The following is a 1,541-nucleotide window of genomic DNA, read 5'->3' on the forward strand; positions in this document are numbered from 1 at the left end:
GCTGACTTGCCCGTTGTTGCATCCGGGGGATGTCGGGATGAGAGCGCAACGAGTTTCGTTTGCGGGGCGAAGGCTGACTTGCCCGGTGAGCGTACCCTTCAAGGCGACGATCCCGTCGCCCGGCGTGAATTCCTCCAGGGTCAGTGTCAGGCTGTCCTGATCGCCGGTCCAATTCCGTCCCATGTCGCGCGCAAAGGTGATCGTCAGCGCCATTTCGCCGGGCGCGGGCAATTCGCCATTGATCGTCAGTTCCAGATTGACCGGCCCCTGATCGCCCTCCATCTGTGAGGCAAGCAAGGAGGCATCGGCATAGTTGCCGATGATCGTCGCGCCGGACAATTCGGGGGCAACAGTCAGCTCCAGCGGCTGATCGCCAAAACTGCCGGTAACCAGCCCTCCAGGCTCGTCGGCCAGCGCCGGCAGCGCCAGAAGACAGGCCAGAACAGCTATGCCCGCCCTTCGCATGGTCGAGAAGATGGTCAAGAGTAGATCCTCCTGCTGTTTGATTCCGAGTTTAGTTCTGCTCAAGACTGGCCGCCCCGTTCGTTTGAACGGGGAACATGTAGTCTCCTGTGATAGAGTTCAGTCCGGAACCTGGTTTTCATTTTGGGTTGTGGTGATGAGCTTGCGGTATCACATCGTTCAGACCGCGTTGATGACGGCACTTGTGTTCATGGCCGTACCAGCGGCTGCCGAGGACGTCCTGCTGACCCTGACCGGCGCGGTCACGGACGGCAGAGTGGAGATGACGCGCGCGAATTTCGATACGATGGACTGGCATGAGTTTTCGACATCGACCAGCGTCACAGATGGCAGGCCGGAGTTCCGCGGTGTGCTGATGCGAGACGTCCTCGCCCATGCCGGAGCCGAGGGAAGTAGTGTGCGCGCGACAGCGTTGAACGACTATGTCGTCGATATACCTGTCGAGGATTTTCACCGGTTTGATGTTCTAGCCGCGCTTTACATGGATGACGTGCCTCTGACCCCGCGTGACAAGGGTCCAGTCTGGATCGTCTATCCGCGCGACAATCACGGCGTTCTGGCCGATATACGGTATGACATGCGATGGGTCTGGCAGCTTGTCGCGCTGCATGTGCAATGACCGGCACAGGCGGGCGGGCCCGCTATCTGTGGCTTGGTGGGCTGGTGGCGATCTGCCTGGGCCTGTTGGCGCTGGCTGCGTGGCAGCTTGTGGTGCTGGAACGCCAGATGCGCATTGCTGCAACCGAGAACATGATCTGGGTCTTTGGCCAGACGCAGATCGAGGCCTTGAACCTTGCGCTGGCGCTCTCGGATGAGGCAGCGCCACAACAGATCCAGANTGCAACCGAGAACATGATCTGGGTCTTTGGCCAGACGCAGATCGAGGCCTTGAACCTTGCGCTGGCGCTCTCGGATGAGGCAGCGCCACAACAGATCCAGACCCGTTTTGATATATTGGTTTCGCGGCTGACGCTGTTGGAAGATGGGCCGCAACGTCGCTTTCTCGAGAATGCGGGAGTGTCCGAAACACTTGCACGCTGGCGCAGTGGGCTTCTGGC

General features: G+C 59.9%; 2 protein-coding genes. One reads left to right on the forward strand and one right to left on the reverse strand.

What is annotated here, in order from left to right; translation table 11 throughout:
- On the reverse strand, positions 1-483 hold a 483-nt coding region (locus tag ACDP63_RS24755), incomplete at its 3' end, for a hypothetical protein (protein WP_409928844.1).
- Positions 484-619: 136 nt separating this feature from the next.
- Here ACDP63_RS24755 and ACDP63_RS24760 point away from each other — a divergent pair.
- Entirely contained in the window at positions 620-1,102 is a 483-nt protein-coding gene (locus tag ACDP63_RS24760; protein WP_114669541.1) for a molybdopterin-dependent oxidoreductase, read from the forward strand.
- The last annotated feature ends 439 nt before the right edge of the window (positions 1,103-1,541 follow it).

Origin of the sequence: Paracoccus sp. P2 (genome assembly GCF_046335115.1) — a bacterium.
Classification (GTDB): Bacteria; Pseudomonadota; Alphaproteobacteria; order Rhodobacterales; family Rhodobacteraceae; genus Paracoccus; species Paracoccus pantotrophus.

Coding starts and splice junctions, on each gene's coding strand:
- ACDP63_RS24760 (WP_114669541.1), top strand. CDS start 620: ATGAGCTTGCGGTATCACATCGTTCAGACCGCGTTGATGACGGCACTT.